Genomic DNA, 21,552 nt, shown 5'->3' on the forward strand with positions numbered 1-21,552 from the left:
TTCCTGGTGAGCGAGAAGGGCGTCGTCTACGAACGCGATCTCGGCACCAACACCGCCGCGGCGGTCGCGAAAATGACGCGCTTCAACCCTGACGAAAAATGGGACATCGTACCCAACTGATTTTGGCACCGCCCCGCCGATGGGAGTCATTTCGCAACGTTCGGACAAAATTCGAATGCGATGCGTCCTTTGCCGCCTGTGACTCGGAAAGACAAGCCTGCATTCCTTTCGTCCGTCTATGGCTACGAGTTGCCAGGCGCGAGCGGCGCTGCGATTGGCGAGTAATTGAGACTTCTCAGACGACATCTGGGCGATGTTCGCCACTGCTGCAAATTCCGTAGCCGCCAGGCGCGACGAACCACCTCGCGGCGTCAGGAATAGGGTTCACGGACCCGATTTTGGAAACCGCCCCCCAAGCGAGATCACGAGTGTTGCAGTTCCGCACTCGACTCGCCGTTAAAGCAATGCTCCAGTAACAACAGGCTAAAGTTGGGAGTTGGCGATGTACTACGAGTGGAACGAAGCCAAAGCGAGACGGCAGTACCTGATCAAGTTCGCCTCGGTCTGGCTGGCAGCGATCGCGTTGGCATTTCTTCCTGTCTGGTGGTTGGTGCAGGAAACCACTTTCTAGTCTTGTCAGACGAAGATCTTGCCTGATCGGGAGACACCCAAGGGGTGAACTCGGCCGCAACGCCTACGCCTCTCAGAACTCTCGAAACAGTTCCTACCAGCTGTAGCGCCAGTTACCAACATTGGCGTACGTGCGATCGATGGTCGGCTGTGCTTTTATGACCCCGGCCAGAAAATGCGGCCACTTCCTGTGATAGTGTTCCGAGGTCCGTGCACACCCCTGCGGGCCTCGTCCTTTGCGCCTCCCACCGAATGACTAGCCCTCCCCCTCAAACGGAGGCATCCTGCCCTTCGCCCCAATAGGTTATTCTGAAACTTGTTCGCAGTCCCTCTGTGAGCAGGGTTAACTCAGGGCCCCTCAGAACCCCGTCGAGCCTTGCGCTTCTCTGTTCTACAGCCAGGCCGCGACAATAGCCGCGGCCTCGGCATTTTCAGGAGGGCTTCGATTTCGGCTGCTCCCGACCCGCGATCGACATGTGCTTGAAGCCTCTGTAGTTCGGTTACATCCGCGTGTCATTTGGCTGCACGTCGAAGCCGCTATGTGACCTCCGGCGACTGTCGATCTGGGGGCTCTCGCATACAGATGGCCTCCTCGGCGCGTCGCGGCCGCTGAATGCCTCGTCGGCATGACCGTGGTGACAGCAGGCTGGATGATGCTTGGACGAGTGAGTGTGCTGGTGGTCAAGAACACTTGGAGGGCGCCTCAATGCCCCCTAAAGTCGGCCTGGACGCACTCCTCATCAACGGCGATGAGAACTGCGACAAACGCTCGGGCACAATTCCGGGCGCCCTGAGTCGGGGTAACATAGACCAGTGAACCGAAGGCGAGATGAGCGGGCAAGGCAGGGACAGGTTCAAGATTGCCATTCTGGCTGTTGCCCTTACCGGCCTTACGGTTGGGGCCAGCCTGAGGCTTGCCGGAAATGTTGATCTCGCCGAGATGGTCTGGGTCGCGGGGGTCGTTCCTGTCCTTGCCGTCCTAATCATCGAGATTGTCCGAAGCCTCTGGAGAGGCGAGGTCGGCCTCGACATCGTGGCGGCTCTGTCCATGTCGGCCGCGCTTGTCTTCGGTGAGACGCTCGCCGCGGCCGTCGTCGCGCTGATGTACACTGGAGGCACATTCCTCGAGAGCTTTGCCGAAGGCCGTGCCCGCCGTAACATGCAAGACCTCCTCTCACGTATTCCACGCACCGCCGCCCGATACCGCGACGGCGCGTTGGAAGAGGTGTTGCTCAACCAAATCGCACCCGGCGACCTTCTCCTCATTCGGCAAGGGGACGTCGCGCCTGTCGACGGAACTGTCGAGAGCGCGCGCGCGGTCGTCGACCAGTCAGCCATGACAGGTGAATCGATGCCTGTGAGACTGATGCACGGGCAAGAGGCGATGAGCGGCTCGACCAATGTGGGTGATGCCTTCGATCTGCGCGCAAGCCGCCGCGCTGCGGAGAGCACCTATGCAGGAATCGTCCGTCTGGTCGAGGAGGCGCAGCGGTCGAAGGCGCCGATGTCTCGACTGGCAGATCGCTATTCGATCCTGTTCCTCGTCGTTACGGCCACGCTTGCCGCTGCCGCGTGGTGGATGACCGATGACCCAATCCGGGCCGTAGCCGTGCTGGTCGTAGCCACACCCTGCCCTCTGATCCTTGCGGTGCCGGTCGCGCTGGTCGCGGGCCTATCGAGGGCAACGCACTTTGGCGTGCTGATCAAGGGCGCGAGGGCCCTCGAGGCACTCACGCAGGCCCAAACATTGATCCTCGACAAGACCGGCACACTGACGGACGGCCGTCCGCAGATTGTGTCGGTCGACACTTATGCCGACTTGCAGCCGGGTGAAGTGCTTCGCTTGGCTGCGGCAGCCGATCAGGCATCGAAGCACCCCATGGCACAGGCGATCGTTGCCTCGGCACGCGCGCAGGGCATGCCCCTGCCAATACCGACGCATATCGAGGAAGTTCCAGGAGACGGGGTCGCGGCTCAGGTGGACGGCCGATCCGTCGTCGTGGGCGGGACAGATTTCGTGATCAGCAAGATTGGCAGATCGCGGGCTCCGGATCAGGAATCCGAAGCGGGCTCTGTGCTGGTCGCGGTCGCGGTGGACGGCCAGCTCGCGGGAAATCTGGTCCTGTCCGACCCGTTGCGCCGGGAAACGGCAGGCTTCCTTTCCGGCATCCGCCGCAGTGGCATTAGACGGATTGTGCTTGCCACAGGCGACCGTCACGCCGTCGCCGAGGCCGTTACTGAAGGGCTCGGGCTTGATGCCGTCCGCGCCGACCTGACGCCCGACCAGAAAGTTCTTCTGGTGCTGACCGAACGCAAGAACGGGCCGGTGATGATGGTGGGCGACGGCGTCAACGACGCTCCCGCATTGGCGGCCGCCGATATCGGCGTAGCAATGGGAGCACGGGGGGCGGCCGCCTCCGCCGAGGCTGCTAGCGTTGTTCTGCTGGTTGACGACCTCGGTCGGCTCGTTTCGGGGCTAGAAGTGGCTAAGCGATCACGCGGGATCGCGCTCGAAAGCGTCTTCGCGGGCATCGGTCTTTCCATGGCCGGAATGGTTGCCGCAGCCCTTGGCTACCTCACGCCAGTCCAGGGCGCGCTCCTTCAGGAGGCAATCGATGTTGCGGTCATCCTGAACGCCTTGCGCGCGCTGCGAATAACACCAAGAAACGTGTCGGCAGTGGGCACACGGGTTAACCCTGTCGAGCTCCAATCCCAGGCAGAACGCTACGGTGCCTCTCAATGACTAGCCTCTCCCTAGCTGAGACGCATATGGTGTCTCGACGCCGATCTGCATCGGCGATGCACGCGGCAATACCTTTGAGGGACCGGAAGCCCGTCATTGAAAGCCTCAAATTGCAAGATGTCAGAAAGGTTTAGGCTGAGCGCCGAACGCGGTCTCGATCTGCCGCGAATATTACAACCAGAAACTTATTTTGAGACGACACGGCCACTAAGTCGGGTAGGCTGCTTCCATGAGGGGGTAGCTGGAATGAACTCGGAAGCGCGAGACTATGGACATCAAACCGACTGGCAAAGCATCGCCATGCTAACGATGCCATTGGCCATTGCCGTCGTTTCGTTTGGATGTCAGTTTTTCCTGTAGATATCTCATTATGGAAGGCTCCGCGCTTTTGCAGCACAACGCTGCAGCGCAGTGACTTGCATCGTATTGGACGCCCCTAGACTGTCACAAGGAGAGCGTTGCCCGAGGCGGTTGCGTTCTATCCAGACAACCTCATTTTAAGCTCGACAAGCACAATCCGAGGAAATTCGCTGCACCCTCGCGCGACGAACTGGCGCGGCGCCCAAGGCGCAGCGATTTGATGGCGAGTCCGAAAACTCCACCGCCATGTCGCGCTGGACAGCTTTGTAGATAATCGCTGCCCTCCCTGGGGTCCTCAAGCTTGCGCTGGGTCAAGGTGCGAAACAAGCGGGCCACCTGTTCCGAACGCGGCATCATTGGAAACAGCGAAAGCGACTCCAGATGTATTTGGCGACGTTTACTTCGAGCCATATTCACTTACCTAAAGGGCAGAATAGCCCGAGAATTTAAGGGAGCTGCCTGGGCAACCTCCTCGCAGCAGGCGATACCGGCAGCTGCCTTTTGACGGAGGAGAAAATGACCGATAGCCGCTCAGATCCGAAGGGACCCGATCTCGCCCTCGGAATAGCACTCGACAACCTTCCCGATGGAGGCAAGCTGGTTGGTCACAAAGACGGCGAGCCCGTGCTTCTCGTGCGTCGTGGAGCAGAGATATTTGCCGTTGCCGCCACCTGTTCGCACTATGGCGGACCGCTGGTCGACGGCCTGGTTGTCGACGACAGTGTTCGTTGCCCCTGGCATCATGCCTGCTTCGACCTGCGAACCGGAGAGGCCCTGCGCGCACCGGCCCTGTCGCCGCTCACGTGCTGGTCAGTCGAGCAGCGCGGCGATAGGATTTTCGTTGGCGATAAACGCAAGAAATCGTCGCAAGCCTCGCGCGATAGCAATGCCGAGGTCTTGCCGGAAAGAATCGTCATCGTCGGCGGTGGCGCGGCGGCTTTTGCCGCAGCCGAAAGACTGCGGCGCGAACAATATCAGGGCGCCATCGTCATGATCAGCGACGACGAGGCGTTGCCGGTCGACCGCCCCAACCTCTCGAAGGACTATCTTGCGGGCAAGGCTCCCGAAGACTGGATCCCACTGCGCACGGAAGGCTTTTATGCCAAGAACGGCATCGAGGTACGCCTCGGAACGAAGGTTGCCGACATTGATGTCCGCGCCAGAGAGGTCGTGCTCGCCGATGGCGGCCGGGTCGCCTTCGACAAATTGCTGCTAGCGACCGGCGCCGAACCGGTGCGCCTCAGCATACCGGGTGCCGACCAGCCTCATGTCCACACACTGCGCTCGCTTGCCGACAGTCGCGCGATCATCGCGCAGAGCGGCGCGGCGCGGCGCGCTGTCGTGCTGGGCGCCAGCTTCATCGGCCTCGAGGTCGCTGCCGCGCTTCGGACCCGCGGTGTCGAAGTGCATGTCGTGGCGCCTGAGGAACGGCCGATGGAACGGGTGCTAGGTCCCCAGATGGGCGACTTCATCCGCGCCCTGCATGATGAACATGGTGTTGTCTTCCATTTGAAAGATACCGCTGCGAGCATCGGCGCCAGCGAGGTTTTGCTGACGAGCGGCAGCACGCTGACTGCCGACCTGGTCGTTGCCGGCATCGGCGTGCGCCCGCGGGTCGATCTCGCCGAAAGAGCGGGGCTTACCATCGATCGGGGTGTCCTGGTCGATGCCTATCTGGAGACCAGCGCGCCGGGGATATATGCGGCCGGCGATATCGCGCGGTGGCCCGACCCCCACAGCGGCGAGAACATCAGAGTTGAGCATTGGGTCGTGGCCGAGCGGCAGGGTGCTACCGCTGCGCTGAACATGCTCGGACGCCGGAAGGAGTTCACGGATGTGCCGTTTTTCTGGAGCCAGCATTACGACATCCCGATCAATTATGTCGGACACGCCGAGAGATGGGACGCGATCGAGATCGAGGGCGACATTGCTGCGAAAGACTGCCTCCTGCGCTTCACGCACGGCGGACGCGTTCTGGCGGTTGTCACGATCTTCCGCGATGCGGAAAGCCTCGAGGCAGAACTGGCGATGGAACACAACAAGGCATAACGCGCGTAATGGCTCTATGCCAACCCGGATCTCTCCTGTCGCAAAATAGCGCCGTGGAGTTGATCCATAAAGCAGCACCGTGTGGGCTGCCGACGTGGGCGTCACGCGCGCCGCTGTAATGGCTGTCAACGGCTTCACATGTTGATCCAGGCGCCCGACCTGCAGTGCAAGATGGGGCTTTTCCGTCCCGCGACAGCGAGGTGCCCTGAGTTGACAAATGGCTGACTGCCCATAATCTGCGCGTACGCCTTTTAGATCGCCGTTTTTTTCGTGGTGAGGTTCATGCCCATGGCAAAGTGCATGAGACGATTTCTGCTGGCGAATGTTGCCCTGTGGCTTTCCGCGATCGCGGCCGGCGCTGCGACGCTCGATACGGTCACCCAGCGCGGCAGTGTGCGTATCGGCTACATTACCGACGAGGCGCCCTTTTCCTCCGTCAAATCGGGCGCCGATCCGACGGGATATGCCATCGACCTGTGTGGCAAGATCGCCGACGAAATAGAGTATCGGGTTCCGCAACTGAAGCGCGAATACGTTGAAATGACGCTCGCCAACGGCTTCGATGCAGTGAAAAACGGACAGATCGACCTGCTTTGCGGCGCGATCACAGTCAATTTGAAGAGGCGAGAAATCGTTGACTTCTCACAGCCAATCTTTCTGACGGGGGCGACCGCGCTGCTCCGCAAAGATTCGCCTAACTATCTGCAGACTCTTTTTCTCGAGAAGCCCGCTGTTCGCCCGGTCAGCCAGCGTGTCCCCTCCACACGCGTAATCGGGGTGCGGGCAAGCACAACAACTGGAACGACCCTGCGCGAGGCGTTGGCCATCCAAGCCTCGAAGACGAAGCTTTCCGATTTCGAAACGCACGAGGACGGGCTTAAGGCGCTGGAGGATCACAAGATCGACGCCTATATCGCCGATCAGGTGCTACTCATCAGCCTGGCCAAGAGGGCACGCGATTCATCGTCGCTCGAGATCGGTGATCGGCTCTTTACGCATGAACCCTATGCAATAGCGCTGCGTCGCGACGACGCCGACTTCCGCCTGCTGGCCGACCGTGCGTTGACGGCATTCTATCTGTCGGACGATTTTCTGCCGCTGCTGGAAGGCTATTTCGGATCCGAGGCGCCGATGCTGCACACGCAAATCATCATGGAGCATGTTCCCGATTGATTTTAATCACCTCAATCAAGGGATTACACAAGCAGCTGCACCGCCTTGCGGAACGACCGACCACAAAGGGGTATCCTGATGGCTAATGCCCGCCGCGCCCGAGAAGATGGGCAGCCAACCGCCAGGTGTGATGCGCGATTCGGTCGAGTCGTCGAGCGGCGTCGATCCGCGCGAAGGCACTTGCAGCTACCAGCTCTCCCAGTGCAACCGAGGCAAGAGTTGTCGCGCGATGGTCCTGCTTCAGCGCGCTGAGTTCTTTTGCCGCCCGTTCGGCGTCCGAAAGCGTCGCGGCGACCTCGGGTGACACGCTCCAACCGATAGCCGCGGCCTGCGCGCTGAGGGCGGTTTCAGAAGTGATCGAGCGACCAATCGCTTCGGCCGCGATCATCACACGTGCGCATAGCTCGGTCGCGCGGCGTTCGAGAACGGCTTCGACCGGCCGGCCGGGGAGCTCCCCCTCCTCCAGGACGTCCGCAAGGCGCGAAGCGTGATCGAGCGCGTGCAGCATGCTCGTCATGCGCAACCGCTCATCCTCAGTCTCGGGCGGCTCCTTCAATTCGGAGAGAAAATCCCGTATCTCCGTCAGCACAATGCCGGTCGAAACGCCTCCGGTCGCAAGCCTCGTCGGGCCTGAGAGCGCAGCAGAAACCGAGGCAGTGTTCATCGCGAGGACGTCCGCCAGGACGCGCCTGACCGTCTCGATCGCGATGACCGGACTGGCAAGGGCGCTTGGATCAAGCGCGCGCTGAACGGCTGTCTGCCTCGACGGCAACATACGCTCGACAACGCGGGTAAACCATTGCGTCGCCGGAAGCAGCACCGCAACCCCTACGACGTTATAGGCCGTGTGATAGGCAGCAAGCTGCGTCATCCCGTCGACCGACGCGGAAAAGCGTTTCATCAGTACAGTCGTGAACGGAAAGGCGATGATCGCGATAAGCGCCGCGATCATCTTGAACAGCACATAGGCCAGGGCGAGGCGCTTGGCCGTCGTGCTGGCGCCGATCGCGGCTAAGGCGGAACTCGTCGCCGTCCCGATATTCTGGCCGATGATCAGTGCTGCGCCTTGCTCCAGGCTCACTGCCCCGGCGTAGAAGGCGGAAATGGTCACGGCGATCGCCGCCGTCGAGGACTGCATGACCGCCGTCATCGCCAAGCCAACGCCGATCAGCATCATGAGGCCAGCCAAACCCGCACCCCAGCTAACTCCCGGAGAACCAAGCACCGAGGGCAGATCGGACGGATGCAACGTCTCCGCCAGCCCCCCCATGCCCTGCTGCAGCGTCGTCAGCCCGTAAAGAATGAGCGCGAAACCCGCAAGCGCACTGCCCCCCGCCGCGATCCTCCCGCCGCTCAGTAGCTTGGCCAGCGCTCCGATGAATATCATCGGCAGCGCGTAGGCTGAGAGCGAGACTCTCACGCCGATCAGCGCAACCAGCCATCCCGTTCCCGTTGTGCCGACATTGGCGCCGAAAACGAGCCCAAGCCCCTGCGGGAAGGTCAAGAGCCCGGCGTTGACGAGACCGATCGTCGTCATCGTCACCGCGCTCGACGACTGGACGAGCAAGGTGACGACAGCGCCCCAGAAAGCGCCGGAGAGCGGCGTGGCGACTGCCGCGCCCAAGGCGGTCCGTAACGCCGATCCCGCCAATGCCTTGAGGCCGTCGGTCATGACGGTCATGCCGAGGAGAAAGAGCCCAATTCCACCGAGAATGGCAACCGCTGTCGACATCGGCGTTTGGCTCCCTTCGCTTCGCTCTTTATCTCTTCAAGCTAATAGGACCAACCTCGCCGTGCAAGCGGGCTTGGAATGCCCTTCCTTTGGGTGAGTGAGCACACGGGAAGCCAACGCGCGGCCTTCGATTCGGTGCTTATCTTTTCCGGATCTGATCCGCGGCGGCCGGCCTCCCCCCTTGCCTCTCCTTGCCGTAAGAGGATGCTTCTCCGCCAGTTGTTGCGACTCAGCGGCTTGCAAAAAACCTGTTGGCGGGCCGAGATAGGCCAAGGTGTTCACGTAGCGTCGCACCCTCGTAATCCCTCCTGAAAATGCCTCGTCGCTGCAGCTCGGGTACAAGCCGATCAACGACATCGTCGAGACCTTGGGGAAGGTAGGGGAAGACGATGTTGAAACCGTCGCTGCCGCGTGCCGTCAGCCATTGCGCCATCTCATCGGCGATCGTTTCCGGCGTTCCTACGAACGCAAGGCCCGCGTAGCCCCCATAGCGCTGCGCGAGCTGCCGAACGGTCAACTGCTCTTCCTGGGTGAACTTCAGCACTTGCGCGCGGCCGGTCTTGCTGGCGTTCGTCTCGGGTATCTCAGGCAGCGGCCCGTCCGGATCGAAGCCGGAAGCATCATGACCAAGGGCGATCGAGAGCGAAGCGACGGCGCTGTCATAGTGAACGAGGCTGTCGAGCAGCGCCCGTTTCGCGCGCGCCTCCTCGATGCTGTCGCCAATGACGATGAAGGCGGCCGGCAGGATCTTGAGGCTATCAGGATCGCGGCCGACGGCGGCCATCCGCCCCTTGATATCGGCATAGAGTGATTGCGCCGCCGGGAGATCGCGAGGCGAGCAGAAGACGACTTCGGCTGTCTCGGCGGCAAGCTGGCGGCCCGGCTCTGACTGCCCCGCCTGCACGATCACCGGCCATCCCTGAGGCGGGCGGGCAATATTGAGCGGACCGCGCACGCTGAGCTCCTCGCCCTTGTGATTGAGGACATGCATTTTGGTCGGGTCGAAAAACTGGCCACTTTCCACGTCGCGCGTAAATGCGTCGTCGGCGAAACTGTCCCAGAGGCCGGTGACGACGTCGTAAAACTCGCGGGCGTGGCGATACCGTTCGCCGTGTTCGACATGTTCATCGAGGCCAAAATTCAGCGCGGCGTCGGGATTAGCCGTCGTCACAATGTTCCAGCCCGCGCGCCCGGCGCTGATATGGTCAAGCGAGGCGAAGCGGCGCGCAACGTGATAGGGCTCGTCGAAGGTCGTCGAGGCTGTCGCAACGAGCCCGATCCGATCGGTGACGGCGGCAAGCGCCGACAGCAGTGTGAACGGCTCGAAGGAGGTTACCGTCTGGCTCCTCTTCAGTGCCTCCACAGGCATGTTGAGCACGGCCAGATGATCAGCCATGAAGAAGGCATCGAACTTCGCCGCCTCCAGCCTTTGCGCAAACTCCTTTAAGTGCTTGAAGTTGAAGTTCGCGTCCGGGTAGGCGCCGGGATAGCGCCAGGCTCCGGTATGCAGACTGACGGGGCGCATGAAGGCGCCGAGATGCAATTGTCGCTCGTGTGCCATCAAGTCGTCCCGCCTTATGCCTGCCCGTGCCCGCCGACTACGCCTGCGGCTGCTTGGTCTTGCGCAGGTACGGCAGCACCGTGTCAAACGATCCGAAGCGCGTTACCGCGTCCTCGTTGGAGACGGCAGCCGTGATGATGACGTCATCGCCCTGCTGCCAGTTCGCCGGCGTCGCGACCTGATGCTTTGCCGTCAACTGAATGGAGTCGATCGCGCGGAGGATCTCGTTGAAGTTTCTCCCCGTCGTCATCGGGTAGGTGAGGATCAGCTTGATTTTCTTGTCCGGGCCGATGATGAAGACGGAACGAACGGTTGCGTTGTCAGCTGGCGTGCGGCCTTCCGACGTTTCTCCGGCTCCAGCCGGCAGCATGTCGTAGAGCTTGGCAACCTTCAGGTCCTTGTCGCCGATCAATGGATAGTCGACATCGAAGCCGGTCGCCGTCTTGATATCGCTCTTCCACTTGCTGTGGCTTTCCACCGGATCGACAGAGATGCCGATGATCTTGGCGCCGCGGCTGCGGAATTCGGGCTCCAGCCCTGCCATCGCCCCAAGCTCGGTCGTGCAAACCGGCGTGAAGTTCTTCGGATGCGAGAAGAGCACCGCCCAGCCGTCACCAATCCAGTCGTGGAACTGAATGGGACCCTGCGTGGTGTCGGCGGTGAAATCAGGGGCAATATCGTTGATGCGGAGGCTCATGAGTAGTGACCTTGTTGGAAATGGCGCTGGTGTTCAATGACCGGCGATTCTGTAGTCGTTTTCTGGCGCTGTTCAAGCACTTGTGCCACGATGCCGGTGATTAATGGCCGCAAAGATCGCGTGCCGACCAGTTGGCATCGTCGATGACATCGACTACCACGCGGACGAGGCCTCTTTACCAAGAGACGGCTTTTTCGGCGGTATCTTATCAAGATGCCGCGTTCTGGCTTTCAGGGTTTCAAAGGCACGGTAGCCCCCCGGCCACCGGCCATAGCCGCTGGCGACATTGACGTGCCCGGCCAGACCGGCATTGCGAAGCTCGCTGCCCCAGAGACGGGCAAACAGTGTCAGGCGATCGAGCGACATATAGTGATCGTTCAGACTGCCGACGACGATACTCGGAAACGGCAGCTCGGCCGTCGGCATCGTACCAAACGCAATCTGCCCGGGATGCAGCTTCTCGGTCACCAGCAGGTCGCACGGCGCCACCAGCAGCGCTCCCCTCACCCGCGCCGCAGAAGGCCGCCCGGCAAGGCTTGCCGCAAGCAGACATCCAAGACTGTGAGCAACGATATAGGCTTCACCGGCATCTTCGAGCACGGCCTCGAGCCTCACCCGCCAGACGCTGAGGTGCGGATGATCCCAATTGTCCTGCTGGACGAGGCGACTTTCGGGATGATCCCGCAGCCATGCGGTTTGCCAGTGCGCATCTTCTGATCCGAAGAGCCCGGGAAGAATTAGTACTGGCGCCATCATCAATCCTTATCCGCATCGTGTGAAGGAGTATCTGTTCCTAGAGAACGCCGAGGGTGATTGCGAAGAGGAACCCGAAGGCGAACACCGTCGCCGCGGAAGCGGCCACATCCGCCGCGGCATCGGCACGCCGGCTACGCGGAGCAATATGGCGAGCATCGAAAACGGCCATGACGATCCCTCAGTACCAAGGCGCCGGAGACGAGCTCCAATAGTAGATTTCATAGTCGCGTGCCGTCAGTTCGCCGTCGCCATGCGGCTCGCACCGTGGCGCGGCTGCCGGTTGGGAAGGACCGATGAGGACCATCGACCGGAACCAAAGAAGAAGAGACTGCATCATCGTTTTCTCCTTGCCGCACCTCAGATCAGCTGGTTGCGCCTCGCATTTGAAAGCAGGTCCGCGGCGCTGGCGACGGGGCCGAACAGCATCAGCAGTCGATTTTGCTCGCGCATCGTCAGCCGATAGCGACGCGCAAAGTCGAAGACGCTCCAAAGCTCGCTCCCCATCGCCCGTTTCTCCGCACTGTCCATGCCACCATTCCTCCAAATCTCATTCGGCCGCCTGAAGCGAGGCCCTTGCCGACGGGACGAAAGAGAAGGCTGCCAGTTCGTCGACGACAGAACCGATACGGCCAGACAGCGCCTCCGAAGCGATTTTGTAGTCGACGAAATCGCGGTCAGCGGCATAGACGGCCGTCGGCAACGTGTGGGCCATGAAGAATCCGAACAGCGGCCGCAGCTGATGCTCGACAATCAGGGCATGGCGGTCTCCGCCTCCGGTGGCAGAAATGATGATGGGCTTCGAGCGCAGTTCGCTCGGCTCGATTAGATCGATCAAGTGCTTGAACAGGCCGGGATACGAGCCCTTGTAGGTCGGCGAGCCGATGACCAGGACATCCGCCTTGACGATATCATCAAGAACCTGGCTGGCCTGTTCATCCAGGTCGCGACGCCAGAGCGCAGTGCCCAGCGACGGACCGACGTCCTTCAGATCGTAGATCTTGCTTGAAAAGCCGTAGTTTTCAGCAGCAAGCCCCGCAATATGCTCGACCAGGGCATAGGTCTTGGACGGACGGTTAAAGCTACCGGCAATACCCACCAATCGCAGCGACATAGATCTCTCTCCTTTGTTGTTAGACCGAATATTGTCTATAAATTTTATGAACAAAAGAAATGACGTTCCGTTATCTAGGAGAACCGTGAAATTCGATGCCCTCGGGCGCGCCGTCACGCAGCGGCTTCTGCAACTCTCCTAAGCTGTTGAACAGCAAACCTACGAGGCGGCAGAGAGCGCGGCCAGACCGTGTAATCGCGTGCGCCTGCTACGGCCCGGCCGTTCAAAAGTTCCAAGGCGTGCCGCAAGCTTTCTGTCTCGGCATACGCGTTTTTCTTGGAACCTTTGGCCGCGCCGCTCGTTGTGTGATTGCAGCGTTTGAAATCCGCGCTGCCGGACCAGCATCGCCTATGTAGGTTCGTCAAAAAGGCCCGGTGGTTTCTATCCCGCCGGGCTTTTCTTGGTCCCTTCCCCCGCTTTTTCTCCTTCGATTGTCGTTCGTTTTGAACAACTTGCGGTCTCGAGCATTAACTATCGTCAGCAACCAGGAAACAACCCAATGACGATCACCGCCAAAGTTGCCGCCGCCCTATGCATGCTCATGGCACTGAGTTCTTGCGCAAACACGATCAAGGGCATTGGGCGCGATACGGCCAATACCGTCAATGCGACCCAGAACGCCGGCAATCGTGTAGCGAATGCTGCGTCCCGCTAATCTCGTTGATGGCTTCGCCGCCAACAACCGGGCCCTGCATGCTTCCGGTCTGAAACCCGCCGAGACGCGTTTTTTGGTGGACAGCCTGAGCGCGTTCGAAAGGAGCGTTTCAATCTCTTCGCGTTAATCGACGGAAATAGCCGGCGGGCCTTGAAATCGCATCGATCGAAGCAAAGATTCGTCTGGATGCGATGGAGGCCTAGCCATGTCGAACTATAAAGAGGAAAGGCGGTTTCGGTGTCAGGACGACAGAGGAAAAACCTATGTCGTCATTCAGCAGATCAGGATTTCTGGCCAAAACGCGCCTTCGCCCAAGACCGACTATATGACCGAGGAAGGCGAGATCGTGAATCGACTCGATGAAGATCATTTTCTGCTCCTGCTCGATGGGCAGGTACTGCACATTCCCCATATCTCGGATACGGATCACTGAGCGGTGACGGCAACGACAGAAATGGCGCGCCGCTGACTCCAGGTGCTTTCGCTGCGTCTGCCGCCGACCAAACTCAACCGAATCATGATTCGGCGCGATCATCCGCATGACTGGGACATGAACGCCGGTTTCAGTGCGCATTCATTCGCCACATCTAATCTGCCCAACCATCAGCGCTCCGAAGGCGTTGCGTTGACAGATACAGATGGAGACCGATCATGAGAAAGCTAGTTGTTGCAGCCGCCGGACTAGCGACGCTGCTCGTAGCCTCACCGGCTTTCGCGGACGGCGTATACTTCGAGTTCGGCTCCGGCCCACGCCATTATGACGATCCGCCTCCGCCGCGCTACTATAGGCACGGCCCGCGCTATGCGTACGACGATGATGGCGATGATTATTATCGCCCGCGTTATGCGCGACAGGTGTGCTGGGACCAGCCCTACCAGAAAAAGAGCCATCACCACTACATCACCAAATACAGGACGGTCTGCCGCGATCGCTAACATGCAGTGCGGAAGGCAATGATGGTGCGCCCGGCGGCGCACGATCACCGGTTCCGCATCCTGCGTCCTGCCTTCCTTTTTCAACGAAAGCGCAAAAAGGTGATTGGCCCGGATGGTTAGGTTGCGATAGGACTTCGCGCATCATTGCCTGCCGCCGGAGTGCCTAAGTGTCGATTGCCGATATTTCCTTGTTGAGCGCCCTTTTTGCCGGCGCGCTGTCGTTCCTGTCGCCCTGCGTCCTGCCTCTCGTTCCCCCCTATCTCTGCTATATGGCCGGCATTTCCGTCGAGCAGTTTCGCGGTGGCAGCGCCGTTGCCGTTGCGCCGGACGCGCGGCGGGGCGTGCTGTTTTCGGCGCTTTTCTTCACACTCGGCTTCGCGACCGTTTTTGTGGCGCTCGGCGCTGGTGCATCCAGCATCGGCATGGCGCTTCGCCAGCATCTCGATCTCCTGGCAAAGATCGGCGGCCTGATCATCATCGTCATGGGTTTGAATTTCCTCGGAGTCTTCCGGATTGGAATTCTGGCCCGCGAGGCGCGCTTCCAGGGCAGCGGCAAGCCCGCGACGCTGACCGGTGCCTATATCATGGGCCTGGCTTTCGCTTTTGGCTGGACACCCTGCATCGGTCCGGTACTCGGTGCGATCCTTGGCGTTGCGGCCTCGCGGGAGACGGTTGGCTCAGGTGCTGGGCTGCTGGCCGTCTATTCCCTCGGCCTTGCCATCCCGTTCTGGATCGCCGCTGGCTTTTCCGGCGCCTTCATGAACTTCCTGACGCGCTTTCGCCGGCATCTCGGAACGGTCGAGAAAGTCATGGGCGTATTCCTCGTCCTGACCGGCCTCGCCTTCATGTTCGGTTTCGTCAGTGACGTCGCAATCTGGTTCCAGCAGACCTTTCCAATCCTGATGAAAATCGGCTAAGCCGAAATCACCCCGAAGAAAGTTGCATTTGGAATAGCCGTTGTTCGATATTGTCAGTCTGCTCCTGCCGTTCTTCGGCCTGATCCTCATTGGCTATATCGCAGGCAAGGTGACGAAGCAGCCGGCCGACGCGCTCGGCTGGATGAACACCTTCATCATCTATGCAGCGCTGCCGGCGTTGTTCTTCAAGCTCGTCTCACGCACGCCCTTCGAAGATCTGACAAGGATCGACTTCATCGCCACCGATCTCGCGGCAACCTATTCGATCTTCATTGCACTGTTCGCGATCGGTCGCTGGATCCGGGGTAATTCGCTCGCCGACTGCACGATCCAGTCGTTTGCCGGCGCCTACGGCAACATCGGCTATATGGGGCCTGGCCTCGCTCTGCTGGCGCTCGGCCAAGCAGCGGCCATACCGGTCGCGCTGATCGTCTGCCTCGAGAACGCGCTGCACTTTATCGTCGCGCCGGCGCTGATGGCAGCGGCAGGCGATGACCGGCGTTCCGCGGGACGGCTGGCGATCGACATTACTCGGAAAGTGGCCTTCCACCCCTTTATCCTGTCGACGGCGTTCGGCTTCGTTGCTGCCGGCTTTCACATCGATCAGCCGGCCGCATTCCAGCATTTCGTCGACTATCTCGCGCAGGCTGCCGCCCCCTGCGCTTTGTTTGCCATGGGCGTCACGCTGGCGCTTCGGCCGGTGAGGCGCATACCGGCCGAAATCGGCTATATCGTTCTGGCGAAGCTCATCGTGCACCCGATTGTCGTCTATCTCGCGCTGACCGCCATCGGTGGCTTCGAGCCGGTCTGGATATATGCCGCGGTACTGCTTGCCGCCCTGCCGACGGCAACCAACGTCTTCGTCATCGGGCAGCAATATGGCGTCTGGAAGGAACGCGCTTCGGCAACGATCCTGATCACGACGGCGCTTTCCGTCGTGACCGTCTCGCTCTTCCTGATTGCGATCAAATCAGGCTTTCTTCCGGCTTAGCTTTTCCTTGATCGCGCCGGGAATATCGCGGAACGAACGACCAGGCTCGATGCCCTCACGCATGACAATGCTGCGCAGTGGGGGGAGTGCCGACAGAATGTGCAGGCCGGCAGCGCGCATCATCTGAACAGGCAGGAAATCGGACAATAGCGAGCGATTAAGAAGATCGACGCTCGCGGTGCGGCTCATGATATCGGCGCGACGCTTCCGATCGAAACGGTCGCCGGCATCAGCCGCGATCGGCAGTTCGGGTCGCGTGCAAAGAATGTCCTGAAGCGCCATGACATCGCGCAGGCTGAGGTTCAGCCCCTGCGCGCCGATCGGCGGGAAGACATGCGATGCCTCGCCAATGAGGGCAATCCGCCCCTTGCCGGAGCGATGGGCCATCATGCCTGATAGAGGCCAGAGCTGCACACCTTCCTCGACGGTCACCTTACCGAGCAGTGACTGCATGCGCTCCTCGACGACATTGCTCAGTTCAACGAGCGAGAGTTCATTGCGGGCGACGGCATCCGATGGGTTCTGGACCCAAACGAGGCTGGAGCGATTGGCGGGCAGCGGCACCTGAGTGAAGGGTCCGCTTTCCGTATGGAACTCCGTCGAGATATTCTCATGCGGCAGCGAGTGTTCGAAGTTCAGCACCATGGCCGACTGCCGATAAGACCAGGTGCGAACGTCGATGCCGGCGGTTTCGCGCAGCTTCGACTTGCGCCCATCAGCGCCAACCGCGAACGTCGCCGACAGGATTTCGCCATCGGCAAGCGTGACCGTCACCGATTCGGTGCCGATATCGATCACGTCGGCAAACGACGTAAAGCGCGTGATGTTCCCCTCACCGGCGATCGCGGCCTCCAGCACCCCCATCAAGGCTTTGTTCGGGAAATTGTAGCCGAAGGCCTCAAGATCGAGTTCGACCGAACGGAATGTGGTGATCGGCGCCCGCAGCAGGCGATTCGTGCCGTCGATGATGCGCATGGTGGAAAGCGGCGCGGCCGCTGGCCGCAACTTTTCCCACAACGTCAACCTGTCGAGGAAACGGATCGATTGATCCATGAGCGCGGTCGTGCGCCGGTCCTGGCTCGGCGATGGCGGGGCAACGAGAGCCACGTTGCGTCCGCCGCGAGCCAAGGCGATGGCGGCGATCATGCCAGCAAGCCCGCCACCGATCACCGCGATTTCAAAAGTCTTCATTGCACCGTTCCGTCAATTCTTTGACGGCGATCCGGTGCTTATGCAGCCGGCTTCGCCTGACGGCGCCAACTATAGCCCTTGCCAGCGTCCGCGTCACGCACAGCCGGTTGATAATGATGCGGAATTCCCGGCAGGCGATGTTCCGTGAGGCGCTTTATCGCAGTCTCGTTGGTGACAGCGAAGCTGTCGATGCCGACCCGCTGCATCAGCGGAATCTGGTCGATCAGCACGTCGCCGACGGCGCGCAGTTCGTTGGTGTATCCAAGGCGGTCGCGCAGGAGGGATGCATGGCTGAAGGCCCGGCCATCGTTGAACGCCGGGAAGGCGACAGCGACGATCTCAAGCCGATAGAGGTAGGGCTCGAGCTTGCGAATATCGTCCGCCGGCTTGATCAGCACGCCGAAGCCGACCTCGTTGCTCTCGTCGGCCCTGGCGATCAGCTCGTCCAGGCCGAGAAGGGGCTTCTGCCCCTCGCCTGCCTTCACCTCTTCAGTCTCGATCACCCAGGGATCGTTCTCTACGAAGCCGGTTTCTCTCCAGATCTTGGTCATCGTCCCCTCCTTACGCCGCTTCTGCCGCCGAACCATACAGCGCGTCCTTGAACGGCTGAGGACCAACGCGGCGATAGGTTTCGAGGAAGATCTCAGACGGCTCCTTGCGGATTGTCAGATAGGTGTTGACGATCGTTTCGATCGCGTCGGTCACCTTGTCGGGCTCGAAGCCGCGGCCGATGATCTCGCCGATCGACGTATGCTCGTCGCCCGAACCGCCAAGCGTGATCTGGTAGAGCTCAGCGCCCTTCTTCTCCACGCCCAGCAGGCCGATATGGCCGACATGGTGATGGCCGCAGGCATTGATGCAGCCGGAGATCTTGATCTTCAGCTCGCCGATCTCAGCCTGCCGATCCGGATCGCCAAAGCGCCGGGAGATTTCCTGCGCAACAGGAATGGAGCGCGCATTGGCGAGCGCGCAGTAGTCCAGCCCCGGACAGGCAATGATATCGGTGATCAGACCGGCATTGGCCTCGGCGAGGCCGATGGCGACGAGACCGCGATAGACCGCTTCGAGATCGGCGAGCGCCACATGCGGCAGGATCAGGTTCTGCTCGTGGCTGACGCGGATTTCGTCGAAGGCATATTCCTCAGCGATATCGGCAATGGCATCCATCTGGCTATCCGAAGCATCGCCCGGAATGCCGCCGATCGGCTTCAGGGAGATCGTCACCATGCCGTAGTCGGGATGCTTGTGCGGCTGCACGTTCTGCTGCACCCAGCGAGAGAAAGCCGGATCGGCCTTCTTCCAGCGAGCGAGATTTTCCCAGCCTTCGGCGCGATCCGGCAGGGCCGGCGGCGCAAAATAGGCGGCGATGGCTTCGACATCAGCTTCCGGCAACTTCAGCTCGGATTCCTTGAGTTCCGCGAACTCTCCCTCGACCTGACGCGCCAACTCTTCCGCGCCTGTTTCGTGCACGAGGATCTTGATGCGAGCCTTGTATTTGTTGTCGCGACGGCCATGCAGGTTGTAAACGCGCACGATGGCTGTCGTATAGGACAGCAGGTCCTCTTCCGGAAGGAAGTCGCGGATCAGCTTGGCGATCATCGGCGTGCGGCCCTGGCCCCCACCGACATATACGGCAAAGCCGATTTCACCCTTCTCGTTCTTCTTCAGATGCAGGCCGATGTCGTGGACCTGGATCGCGGCGCGGTCACGTTCTGCACCGGTGACGGCAATCTTGAACTTGCGCGGCAGGAACGAGAATTCCGGATGCACCGAGGACCACTGGCGCAGGATCTCGGCGTAGGGGCGCGGATCCGCGATTTCGTCGGCGGCTGCACCTGCAAAATGGTCGGCAGTAACATTGCGAATGCAATTTCCCGACGTCTGCAGAGCGTGCATCTCAACGGATGCCAGCTCGGACAGCGCATCCGGGATTTCGGAGAGCTTCGGCCAGTTGAACTGCAGGTTCTGGCGGGTCGTGAAGTGGCCGTAGCCGCGGTCGTACTTGCGCGCGATATGAGCGAGCATCCGCACCTGGCGCGAGCTCAGCGTCCCGTAAGGAATCGCGATACGCAGCATGTAGGCGTGAAGCTGCAGATAGACGCCGTTCATCAGGCGCAGCGGCTTGAACGCGTCTTCGGCAAGCTCACCGGAAAGGCGGCGCTGCACCTGGTCGCGGAACTGCTCGACGCGCTCGGCGACAAAAGCGTGGTCAAATTCGTCGTAACGATACATCTGCTTCCTCAGACTGCGATGAATGCGGGGTCGGCGGGCTTGTAGCCCGGCGCGTATTCCATGGTTGGGCCCTGGGCACGAATGCGTTCGCGCAAGCGCAGCGGCCACAGCACGCCGTTGCTCTCCTGAACCTCGACGACGGCTACGTCCACGACCTGATTGTCGGCATAGGACTTCTTGCCAATTGCTTCCAGCGCATCGACGGCTTCTGTATGGCGAGCAACAAGGGCTTCCTGCAGCGAGGTCACCCATTGGCCGTTGGCGTTCAGCCAGACGGCGATGCCATCCGTCAGTCGGTTGGCAGTCAGGACCTTGTCCACCATGTTCAGCTCCTTGCAAATTCCTCGGACCGGGCGAGTTCGCGCACGAGCGGTTCCGACAGTTCCAAATTGGCGCCTGCTACAGCATCGCCGATAATGACCATAACCGGGCCGGTCAACTCGTCACGGTGCTGCAGATCAGGAAGATCCCGCAGAATCCCATGCAGCAGCCGGCGATTGGGACGGCTGGCATTCTCGATGACGGCGACAGTGGTTTCTGCCGGAAGGCCAGCCTGCATCAGGCGCTCGGCGACGGAAGCGGCGACGGTGCGCCCCATATAGACGGCGATCGTTGCGCCTGAGACGGCGAGGCTTGCCCAATCCGGCAGGACATCACCCGTCAGATCGTGGCCGGTCGTGAAGACCAGCGAGGATGCCACGCCACGCAACGTCAGCGGCAACTCGAAATCGGCGGCGGCGGCGAAGGCCGAGGTGATGCCGGGGACCACTTCATAGGAAATGCCCGTAGCCCGCAGCGCCGCCATTTCCTCACCTGCCCGGCCGTAGACCAGCGGATCGCCGGACTTCAGGCGAACCACGCGCTTGCCTTCGCGACCGAGATATACGAGCAGATCGTTGATCTCTTCCTGCGACTTCGAATGGCATCCCTTGCGCTTGCCGACCGACAGGCGCTCGGCGTCGCGGCGGCCCATGTCGACGATTTCCTGCGGCACGAGGGCATCATAGACGATGACATCGGCCTCCATCATCACGCGCTGGGCGCGCAGCGTCAGCAGGTCCGCAGCACCCGGCCCGGCGCCGACGAGCCAGATGTGCCCCTCGACCTTCTCAGCGGACCGAAACAGGCCGTTGGCTGCACGGCGAGCCTGCGGCAGGTTCTCGCTGGCGACAGCATCGGCGACCGCGCCGGAGAAGAAGCGGCGCCAGAACAGGCGGCGCGCAGCGCCCTTCGGGACGAGATGCTCGACGGTCTTTCGATAGCCGATGGCAAGATCGGCCAGCCGCCCAAGTGATGGTGCAAGAAGTTGATCGACCTGTGCACGGATCATCTGTGCGAGCACCGGTCCCGCGCCTTCGGTGCCGATAGCGACAGCGACCGGCGCGCGATTGACAAGAGCAGGCGTGAAGAAATCGCAGTAGTCAGACTGATCGACGGCGTTGGCGGGCACCTTTTCGGCGCGCGCGGCCTCAACGATGGCGCGATCCTGCGCCGCGTCTCCGGTCGCAGCAAAGACGAGTGTTGCCCCACGGACTTGCTCGTCCACAAAAACTGCGCGCACCGTCTCAATCCGATTGGCGATCAGATAGGCGTGGTAATCGGCCTCAGGATGATCGGTATAGGCAACAACCCGTGCCTGCGTGTTCAGCAGCAAGCGAACCTTGGCGAAAGCCTCGTCGCCATTGCCGAAGACGGCCGCGATCCTGCCCTCGACGCGAAAGAAGGCAGGGAATACCGACAGTTGTTCAGTCTTGGGAGACATCATCAATCCATTTCGAAGTTGCCGGAATATGCACTCTCTGCCCAGGCAAATGAAGA

Annotated in this window: 22 protein-coding genes; 9 read left to right on the plus strand and 13 right to left on the minus strand. The window is 60.9% G+C overall.

Annotation, left to right across the window (positions count from 1 at the left end; all coding sequences use genetic code 11):
- Positions 1-502: 502 nt before the first annotated feature.
- The 4 genes from IB248_RS32240 (at position 503) to IB248_RS27665 (ending at position 6,955) form a co-directional block, all read left to right on the plus strand.
- Positions 503-631, plus strand: coding sequence for a hypothetical protein (locus IB248_RS32240; RefSeq protein ID WP_018858765.1), 129 nt, complete (start codon positions 503-505; stop codon positions 629-631).
- A gap of 828 nt (positions 632-1,459) precedes the next feature.
- A complete protein-coding gene (locus IB248_RS27655) occupies positions 1,460-3,373 on the plus strand; it encodes a heavy metal translocating P-type ATPase (RefSeq protein WP_169683881.1) in 1,914 nt (637 codons plus the stop codon).
- A gap of 876 nt (positions 3,374-4,249) precedes the next feature.
- The gene (locus IB248_RS27660) at positions 4,250-5,782 is read left to right on the plus strand and encodes an FAD-dependent oxidoreductase (RefSeq protein ID WP_192241952.1); all 1,533 of its coding nucleotides are present in this window, start codon (positions 4,250-4,252) and stop codon (positions 5,780-5,782) included.
- A 288-nt stretch (positions 5,783-6,070) separates the two neighbouring features.
- The gene (locus IB248_RS27665; RefSeq protein ID WP_026371994.1) at positions 6,071-6,955 is read left to right on the plus strand and encodes an amino acid ABC transporter substrate-binding protein; all 885 of its coding nucleotides are present in this window, start codon (positions 6,071-6,073) and stop codon (positions 6,953-6,955) included.
- An 82-nt stretch (positions 6,956-7,037) separates the two neighbouring features.
- Here the strand turns inward: IB248_RS27665 and IB248_RS27670 are convergent, their stop codons facing one another.
- The 8 genes from IB248_RS27670 to msuE all read right to left on the minus strand — a co-directional run bounded on the left by IB248_RS27670 (position 7,038) and on the right by msuE (position 12,812).
- Positions 7,038-8,687, minus strand: coding sequence for a Na/Pi symporter (locus IB248_RS27670; RefSeq protein ID WP_192241953.1), 1,650 nt, complete (start codon positions 8,685-8,687; stop codon positions 7,038-7,040).
- Between the two features lie 229 nt (positions 8,688-8,916).
- Positions 8,917-10,248, minus strand: coding sequence for an LLM class flavin-dependent oxidoreductase (locus IB248_RS27675; RefSeq protein WP_169683878.1), 1,332 nt, complete (start codon positions 10,246-10,248; stop codon positions 8,917-8,919).
- Positions 10,249-10,285: 37 nt separating this feature from the next.
- Positions 10,286-10,945, minus strand: coding sequence for a peroxiredoxin (locus IB248_RS27680; RefSeq protein ID WP_018858771.1), 660 nt, complete (start codon positions 10,943-10,945; stop codon positions 10,286-10,288).
- A 153-nt stretch (positions 10,946-11,098) separates the two neighbouring features.
- The gene (locus tag IB248_RS27685; protein WP_026371995.1) at positions 11,099-11,698 is read right to left on the minus strand and encodes an alpha/beta hydrolase; all 600 of its coding nucleotides are present in this window, start codon (positions 11,696-11,698) and stop codon (positions 11,099-11,101) included.
- 40 nt (positions 11,699-11,738) lie between these two features.
- Entirely contained in the window at positions 11,739-11,870 is a 132-nt protein-coding gene (locus IB248_RS32245; RefSeq protein ID WP_018858773.1) for a hypothetical protein, read from the minus strand.
- Positions 11,871-11,879: 9 nt separating this feature from the next.
- Complete coding sequence (locus IB248_RS27690) at positions 11,880-12,038, minus strand: hypothetical protein (protein WP_169683877.1); 159 nt, start codon at positions 12,036-12,038, stop codon at positions 11,880-11,882.
- Between the two features lie 20 nt (positions 12,039-12,058).
- Positions 12,059-12,229, minus strand: coding sequence for a hypothetical protein (locus IB248_RS27695; protein WP_018858775.1), 171 nt, complete (start codon positions 12,227-12,229; stop codon positions 12,059-12,061).
- Between the two features lie 19 nt (positions 12,230-12,248).
- Complete coding sequence (gene msuE, locus IB248_RS27700) at positions 12,249-12,812, minus strand: FMN reductase (protein ID WP_112659451.1); 564 nt, start codon at positions 12,810-12,812, stop codon at positions 12,249-12,251.
- 499 nt (positions 12,813-13,311) lie between these two features.
- Here msuE and IB248_RS27705 point away from each other — a divergent pair, with 499 nt between their 5' ends.
- The 5 genes from IB248_RS27705 to IB248_RS27725 all read left to right on the plus strand — a co-directional run bounded on the left by IB248_RS27705 (position 13,312) and on the right by IB248_RS27725 (position 16,311).
- A complete protein-coding gene (locus IB248_RS27705; RefSeq protein WP_018858777.1) occupies positions 13,312-13,467 on the plus strand; it encodes a hypothetical protein in 156 nt (51 codons plus the stop codon).
- A 205-nt stretch (positions 13,468-13,672) separates the two neighbouring features.
- Positions 13,673-13,900: a hypothetical protein gene (locus tag IB248_RS27710; RefSeq protein ID WP_018858778.1), complete on the plus strand. Its 228-nt coding sequence runs from the start codon at positions 13,673-13,675 to the stop codon at positions 13,898-13,900.
- Positions 13,901-14,118: 218 nt separating this feature from the next.
- On the plus strand, positions 14,119-14,403 hold the full coding sequence (locus IB248_RS27715; RefSeq protein WP_169683876.1) for a hypothetical protein: 285 nt from the start codon (positions 14,119-14,121) through the stop codon (positions 14,401-14,403).
- A gap of 167 nt (positions 14,404-14,570) precedes the next feature.
- The gene (locus IB248_RS27720; RefSeq protein WP_112666929.1) at positions 14,571-15,320 is read left to right on the plus strand and encodes a cytochrome c biogenesis CcdA family protein; all 750 of its coding nucleotides are present in this window, start codon (positions 14,571-14,573) and stop codon (positions 15,318-15,320) included.
- A 40-nt stretch (positions 15,321-15,360) separates the two neighbouring features.
- On the plus strand, positions 15,361-16,311 hold the full coding sequence (locus IB248_RS27725; protein WP_018858782.1) for an AEC family transporter: 951 nt from the start codon (positions 15,361-15,363) through the stop codon (positions 16,309-16,311).
- Here IB248_RS27725 and IB248_RS27730 read toward each other — a convergent pair.
- The 5 genes from IB248_RS27730 to cysG are packed head-to-tail and all read right to left on the minus strand — an operon-like array spanning position 16,291 to position 21,496.
- Complete coding sequence (locus IB248_RS27730; protein ID WP_169683873.1) at positions 16,291-17,502, minus strand: UbiH/UbiF family hydroxylase; 1,212 nt, start codon at positions 17,500-17,502, stop codon at positions 16,291-16,293. The two genes, IB248_RS27725 and IB248_RS27730, sit on opposite strands and share 21 nt — an antisense overlap.
- A gap of 38 nt (positions 17,503-17,540) precedes the next feature.
- On the minus strand, positions 17,541-18,053 hold the full coding sequence (locus tag IB248_RS27735; RefSeq protein WP_018858784.1) for a DUF934 domain-containing protein: 513 nt from the start codon (positions 18,051-18,053) through the stop codon (positions 17,541-17,543).
- A 10-nt stretch (positions 18,054-18,063) separates the two neighbouring features.
- Positions 18,064-19,734 (minus strand): nitrite/sulfite reductase, encoded by a 1,671-nt coding sequence (locus tag IB248_RS27740; RefSeq protein WP_169683872.1) that lies wholly within the window; start codon positions 19,732-19,734, stop codon positions 18,064-18,066.
- An 8-nt stretch (positions 19,735-19,742) separates the two neighbouring features.
- Positions 19,743-20,057, minus strand: coding sequence for a DUF2849 domain-containing protein (locus tag IB248_RS27745; RefSeq protein WP_018858786.1), 315 nt, complete (start codon positions 20,055-20,057; stop codon positions 19,743-19,745).
- Between the two features lie 2 nt (positions 20,058-20,059).
- On the minus strand, positions 20,060-21,496 hold the full coding sequence (cysG, locus tag IB248_RS27750; protein WP_192241964.1) for a siroheme synthase CysG: 1,437 nt from the start codon (positions 21,494-21,496) through the stop codon (positions 20,060-20,062).
- Between the last annotated feature and the right edge of the window lie 56 nt (positions 21,497-21,552).

The sequence above is a fragment of the Rhizobium sp. RHZ01 genome (assembly GCF_014851595.1).
GTDB classification, from domain to species: domain Bacteria; phylum Pseudomonadota; class Alphaproteobacteria; order Rhizobiales; family Rhizobiaceae; genus Rhizobium; species Rhizobium altiplani.